Origin of the sequence: Embleya sp. NPDC059213 (assembly GCF_042754445.1) — a bacterium.
Lineage (GTDB): Bacteria > Actinomycetota > Actinomycetes > Streptomycetales > Streptomycetaceae > Embleya.
Window position 1 is genome coordinate 1 of record NZ_JBHZAV010000324.1, and the last position, 6,128, is coordinate 6,128.

Annotated in this window: 5 protein-coding genes; 1 reads left to right on the forward strand and 4 read right to left on the reverse strand. The window is 71.7% G+C overall.

Annotated features, from left to right (window positions below; translation table 11 throughout):
- Nucleotides 1-329 precede the first annotated feature (329 nt).
- The 3 genes from ACFXMF_RS46220 to ACFXMF_RS46230 form a co-directional block, all read right to left on the reverse strand.
- On the reverse strand, nucleotides 330-1,598 hold the full coding sequence (locus ACFXMF_RS46220) for a peptide ligase PGM1-related protein (protein ID WP_379992281.1): 1,269 nt from the start codon (nucleotides 1,596-1,598) through the stop codon (nucleotides 330-332).
- A gap of 55 nt (nucleotides 1,599-1,653) precedes the next feature.
- A complete protein-coding gene (locus tag ACFXMF_RS46225; RefSeq protein ID WP_379992280.1) occupies nucleotides 1,654-2,217 on the reverse strand; it encodes a type 1 glutamine amidotransferase domain-containing protein in 564 nt (187 codons plus the stop codon).
- Nucleotides 2,218-2,496: 279 nt separating this feature from the next.
- Nucleotides 2,497-2,661 (reverse strand): hypothetical protein, encoded by a 165-nt coding sequence (locus ACFXMF_RS46230; protein WP_379992279.1) that lies wholly within the window; start codon nucleotides 2,659-2,661, stop codon nucleotides 2,497-2,499.
- Nucleotides 2,662-3,393: 732 nt separating this feature from the next.
- On the opposite strand from ACFXMF_RS46230, the gene ACFXMF_RS46235 reads away from it, so the two are divergent.
- Nucleotides 3,394-4,869, forward strand: coding sequence for a serine/threonine-protein kinase (locus ACFXMF_RS46235; protein WP_379992278.1), 1,476 nt, complete (start codon nucleotides 3,394-3,396; stop codon nucleotides 4,867-4,869).
- Between the two features lie 947 nt (nucleotides 4,870-5,816).
- On the opposite strand, the gene ACFXMF_RS46240 is transcribed toward ACFXMF_RS46235, so the two are convergent.
- On the reverse strand, nucleotides 5,817-6,128 hold a 312-nt coding region (locus tag ACFXMF_RS46240; protein WP_380021257.1), incomplete at its 5' end, for a hypothetical protein.

A 6,128-nucleotide genomic window follows, 5' to 3' on the forward strand; every position in this document is an offset into this window, starting at 1 on the left:
GTCGGGACCGAGCCGGTGTCCCAGCGGGCGATGCCGGGGTGGCGCCGGTACGGGCGGCGATGTCACCGCTTCGATACGCTCCGTGTCGATCGTGTCGGCCGGCGCGGGCGTAGGCCCGGTCAGGGGCTCGCGAACACGCGGCATGGCCGTCGGGTACCCGGGTACCCGACGACGGTCCCCGAGCCACGCCCGAACCCGTCCGGTCGACCACGCGCTCGGCGTCGAGGCGGGAAGCGGTGGAACCGATCCGGAGCAACCCGAGCGCGGCATCCGAACTCCGGCGGGGCCGGCCCCCGGCGGTCACCACGGCGACGACACGCGCGTCGGCCTCAGCCGTCGTCGTGTCCGAAGGCGGCCGCGAGCCGCGCCTCCACTTCGGTGAGACCGGTGTGATCGGCCGCCATGGCCACGTAGCGCCAACCGGCGCCGTCGACGGGGCGGTCCGTGTAGAGGATCACGCCTACGCCGGTCTCTGGCCGATGGTCCAACCCCGCCTCGATCAGATGCTCCACCATCGTGTCGAAGGAGCGCGGCGCATCGGCCCGGACGGTGCCGGTGGACCAAGCGGGAGTGGCGTTGCCGGTGAGGCGGGTGACCAGGGCGTGCGGGGTGGTGGTCGCGGTACGCCGCACGTTGCACTCCAGGGCGTAGAGCGTTCCGTCCCGGGTGCAGACCGCGTCCAGGCTGAACGGGCCCCGATAGCCCTCGGCCACCAGGTGCCGCCCCAACGCGAGGGTCCACTCGGTCAATTCGGCGCGGGCGAGGTCCGGGACGTCGTACGGCGGAGACCGGTATCCGGCGAACGCGCCGCCGGTCATCCGCATTTCCCCGTCGAATGGCACCGACACCCGATCCGGTGTGCACTCCCCCTGGGCGCTGACCGCGCGGGTGTGCTCCACGTATCGCTCGACGACCCAGTGGCCGCCCGCGGGTCGACGTGTCTCGTCGAGTCGATCGTCTCGGGTGACGAAGCGCAGACCGTGGCCGCCCGCGGAGCGGTCGGGTTTGACCACCACCCGCTCCCACGCGGCGAGGAGTTCGTCGATCACGCGGGGGAGGTCCGCGCCCGCGCACACGGCCCCGTAGGGCAGGCGCACGCCGAGTCCGGGCGCCACCGCACGAAAGCCGGACTTCGTGTTCAGGTCCGCCACGGTGCGCACGGTCCGGGCCGACGGGCCGCCCGCCTCGTAGGGTTCGATCCCGATGCCCAGGGCGGCGGCGAGCGCGACGCAGCCTTCGTCCAGGGCGGTCGGGAGCAGACGAGGCTGCGGGCGTTCACGCAGGAGCGCGCGCAGCGGCTCCAGCAGGCCGTGCGCGGAGACGGCGTCCGCCATCGGCACGTGGGGGATGTCCGGCACGGTGACGGCGGTCACGCGGTCCTGGGGCATGCCCAGTCGGGTGAAGGCGTAGTGGCAAAAGGACTCGGACAGCGGAACCGGGACCACGAGCACGTCACCGGGGCGGGTGAGCCAGATCGTGCGAGGAGCCTGTTCCGACCACCGGCGCGGAACCGATGCCGCACGCAGGTCGACCGTCAGCGGCGACACGAAGTTGGCGAGGACGACGAGCGTGCGACCGTCCTCGCGTGCGGCGACCATGGCGTACCGCCTCCTCTCGCGTTCTGCGTCCGGCGCCCGGCTGCGGAGGTGGCGCTCAGGCCGAGGCCAGGGTGATGTCGATCCGGCCGAGGAAGTCCTTCAGGTCGTCCGGGGTGCGCGAGGTGATCATCACCCAATTGCCGGTGTCGTCCTGGACGACCGGTTCGTCCAGCCAATGGCCGCCGGCGTTGCGGATGTCCGTCTCCAGGGAGGCGTAGGAAGTCAGGGTTCGGCCCCGGACCACGTCGGCCTCGACCAGGGCCCACGGGCCGTGGCAGATCGCGGCGACGGGCCGTCCCGAGGAGGTGAACGAGTGGACGATGCCGATCGCGGTGTCGTTCAGGCGCAGCGAGTCGGCGTTGAGCGTGCCGCCCGGTACGAGCAGGAGGTCGTAGCGGGCCGGATCGACCTCGGCCAGCGTGAGGGTGGGATGAACGCTCTCGCCCGGGTCCTTGTCGCCGACGAGTGTTCGGATCGGATCCGCCGATACCGCCGCGATGTCCACCTCGGCGCCACGATCACGCAAGTGGCGTGCCGGGACGATCAGTTCGTCCTGCTCCACGCCGTAGTTGGTGACGATCGCCAGGATGCGGCGACCGGTCAGGTCGGTATCGGACATGGTGTTGGCTCCTTGTCGGCGGTGTTCGGCGACGGTTGCGGTTCCCGGGTGGCCGGGCGTTCGGCCGGCTTCGCCGGCATACGTGTTGCGCGTCCGGGGCGGTTCCGTGGTGGTCGGGCTCGGCGGCTTCCGGCCGGTTGCCCTGACGTGCCGGCGACAAACATCCCCGATCGCGGCGGTCGAGCCTGCGGCGCGCGCCGTGCGGATCCGGGCGGCGTGCGGATCCGGGCACCGTGCGGATCCGGGCGCCGTGCGGATCCGGGCGCCGTGCGGCCGGGATCAGTCGAGTTCCTTGTGCACGACGTGGATGCTGCCGAGTTCGGTGTCGATCGTGGCGGGGACGAGCAGGCCCGCCCGGACTCCGGAGGTCGGGTAGGCGACCACGGGGGCGGTGAGTCGTTCGCCGGGCAGGGCGGGGATACCCGGTGGGTGGGCGGTCGGCATCTCGGCACCGATGCGGCCGATCGCAGTCGATCGGCCCGACCCCCGCGCAATCCGGTCCCGGAACTCCGACAGCACGCAATCGTCGAAGCCCCGGATCGTCCAACTCGAGCCCCGGAGCGTACGGCCGGTCGATCCTGCGACGAACGGCCTTCGCCGACTGGCAATCCGTCGGATTCTCCTCGAACTGCAACGCCGACACCGACACCAGACAGGCCGGCGACACCGGGCGTCCGTTCGACGAGTACCAGGCGGCGAAGCCCTCGTCGCGAAACACACCCAGCCGATCCCGCACCCCCATCGCCGTCGCCCCGCGAGGATTCGCCGCCCGCGCCCGGGTATCGCCGGTCCATGCCGCTCGGACGGCAACCGATTCCGCCTCGTCGCGCCGCGCAGATGGAGAAGGAAGCAGCAAGGGAGGCGGAACAGGCACGGCCCGACCGAAACAAGGCTGCCGAGCACGTCCGGGCGTGGTCGGTTGCGCGGTTCGTCCACGACTTCGGCCTCACCGTCACCCTCGTCACGACCGACAACACGGCCGTCGTCGAGCAACGCGCGTGCTACCGCAACCGAAACCAGCCACTCACCCCGGTGCAAGCGAACATCGGAAGCAGAACGCCCGACCGCACACCCACCGACGATGCGACGGCGCCCGGGACCATCCGACGAATCCGGGCGCCGACACCCGTCAAGTCGGCACACGTGGGGCGGGCCGGCGTCTCGTATGCTGGCCCCGTGGAGCGGGGAAAGCTGATCGCGGACCGTTACGAGCTGATCGGCCGTCTGGGCCGGGGTGGCATGGGGGACGTGTGGGCCGCGCGGGATCGCGTGCTCCACCGTGAGGTCGCGCTCAAGCTGCTGGATCTCGACGGGATTGCCCAGGCCGACCTGTCCCGGCGGTTCGAGCGCGAGGCGGTGGCCGCTGCGCAGATCGTCCACCCCAACGTCGCCGCCCTGTACGACCGAGGCATCCACGACGACGTGTTGTTCCTGGTCATGGAGAAGGTGGACGGCCAGACGCTCACAGCGCGTCTCCGGGCTGAGAGTTCTTTCCCCCTGACGCGTGTCGTGGCCATCGCCGGCGGCATCTGCGCCGCGCTGGAGGCCGCCCACCGGGCCCGGGTCATCCACTACGACATCAAGCCCCACAACGTCATGCTCACCGGCGACGGGCTGGTGAAGGTCATCGACTTCGGGATCGCCGGATTCGTCCAGGCCGCGTTCACCGTGGCGCGCTCCTCCCAACTGGCCCCGGCCGGAACGCCGGAATTCGGCGCACCGGAGCAGTTCCTCACGGAACGCGGCGACGAACGCTCCGACCTGTACGCACTCGGCGGGATGCTCTTCGCGATGCTCGCCGGCCGGCCGCCCTTCACCGGGCACAACGGCATCGCGGTCGTGCTGCGCAAGCTCGACGAGGAGGCCCCGCCCCTCGACGCGTTCCGCCCCGGCCTGCCGCCGGAGGTGACCACGCTCGTCGCCGAACTACTGGAGCGTGATCCCGACCGGCGTCCCCAGTCGGCACAGGAGGTCCAGCAGCGGCTTCAGGCACTCCTGGCGTCGTGCGCGGCAGCGGAAGCTCCCACCGCCGCGATGCCTCCGACCCCGCGCACCCGCCCGATGGACGTCACGCAGCGCGCGCCTCGGCCGCCCTCTCCCGACTCCTGGGAACGCGCCTCCACCGACGAGACGCCGTTCACCGCGGACGCCCTGCTGCCGCGGCGGTTCACCAACGACATGAGCATCGAGTTCGCGCGGATCGCCGAGGACACCCGCCTCTCCCGTGAAGCTGGCCCCGACGACCTGGCCGGGGAACTCGCGCGCCGTGACTGTACCGAAGTGGTCGCCGGCGTCTACGTGGAGCAGCCCGGCCCCCACGCCACGCCCGAGAACCCCGTCCACGTCTCCGTCCAGGTCTTCGCGTTCCCCGACGCGGCGACGGCCCGGGACGCGCAGAAGTACCTGGGCGGGGACGTGCGTTGGCGCCTCACCATCTGGAGCGCCCGCGACGGGGGCGGCCTCGCCCCCTGTCCCGACAAGGTCCACCGCAGCTACCGATGGCGGCACAACCAGCGCTTCCACCGCTACGTGACCGTGGCGATGGCCTACCGCGCCGACCTCACCAACGACGGCTCCATCCAGCCCTGGCTCGCCGCAGCCGCCTGCAGGGCCGCGGTCTCCACCGGGCCGCAGAACTACCACGGCGCCTAGGACGTTTCGTTCGGGTCATCCGATCGTCAGGCCGGGTGTGCCGTTGACCGATGTGCACCGGGCGCGGATTGAGCCGTTGTTGCCGGACCGGACGCCGAGGCAGGGTGACCGCCGGCGGGATCACCGGCAGGTGATCGACGCGATCGCCTTCAAGTTCCGGACCGGGACGTAGTGGGTCCACCTGCCGGAGAGGTACGTCAACTGGAGAGGCGTCTACAACCGGCTGCGGATGTGGGCCCTGGACGGTACCTGGGAACGGGTCTTCACCGCCCTGGTTGCCCGGGCCGACGCCGATGAGGACCTGCGATGGGCGGTCGCGGTCGACTCCACGATCGTGCGTACCCACCAGTATGCCGCCGGGGCTCGCAAGAAGGGGCCCCGGCGGGCGAGCCGACCGATCACGCCATCGGACGCTCCCGCGGCGGGCCGACCACGAAGGTCCACCTGGTGGCCGACGGCAACTTCCGGCCCCTGGCCTTTGGCCTCACCGCCGGACAGGCCGGTGACGCCCCCGCCTTCGAGCCGGTGATGGCCACCATCCGCGTCCCACGGACCACCGGGCGTCCCCGCAACCGCCCCGACTCGATCACAAGTGGGTCTTCCGGTCTCGTAACCCCCTCGGCGACACGCTCGTGCGGCTGGTCGAGATGGAGGCTCTGGAACGACGCGAGAACGAGAACGACGACGGGGACGACGAGTTCCGCCGGTGCCCCCAGGGTGTGGCCCGTCCGACGGGATGACGTCGGTGGGAGGGTCCGGCGACCGGTCGCGGCGGCGGCCGCTCCGCACGTCGCGCCCTGCCGGGTCACCGGTGGCGGCTCGGTGTGTCGGCAGGGGTGACGGCCGTGTCGCAACGCCGGGCGGCGCTCACCGTTCGCCGGACCGGGCTCGGGGCGTCCGCGCGGCGAGATCCGGCCCGTGAAAAACCACGCGCCGCCTCACCGGGGTCAAGGCGGCGAGACGTCGTACAAGTCCTCGTCCCACCAACCGGGTTCCGCGTCGTCCTCGTCCGCCTCGACCAGGTCGCGCAGCTCGCCCTCGGAAAGATCGTCCACGCGATCCATGATGACGGGCACGAGAATCCGGAGCATTCCCGAACCCACCGGCGCCCCACCGAGCAGGCCGCCCGCCGACGCGCGGCCTGCGGCGCGGAACTGCGGGAAGGGCGCCGTCCGCCACGGACTCGCCCTGTCCGCGAGTCGGCCCCCGGGGAACCGGACGATCGTTCGCCCGGCTCCGCCGGGTACACGGCTCTCGTG

Bases quoted from the DNA above. Each gene is read 5' to 3' on its own strand.
- ACFXMF_RS46220 (WP_379992281.1), bottom strand. From the start codon at position 1,598: ATGGTCGCCGCACGCGAGGACGGTCGCACGCTCGTCGTCCTCGCCAAC.
- ACFXMF_RS46225 (WP_379992280.1), bottom strand. From the start codon at position 2,217: ATGTCCGATACCGACCTGACCGGTCGCCGCATCCTGGCGATCGTCACC.
- ACFXMF_RS46230 (WP_379992279.1), bottom strand. From the start codon at position 2,661: ATGCCGACCGCCCACCCACCGGGTATCCCCGCCCTGCCCGGCGAACGA.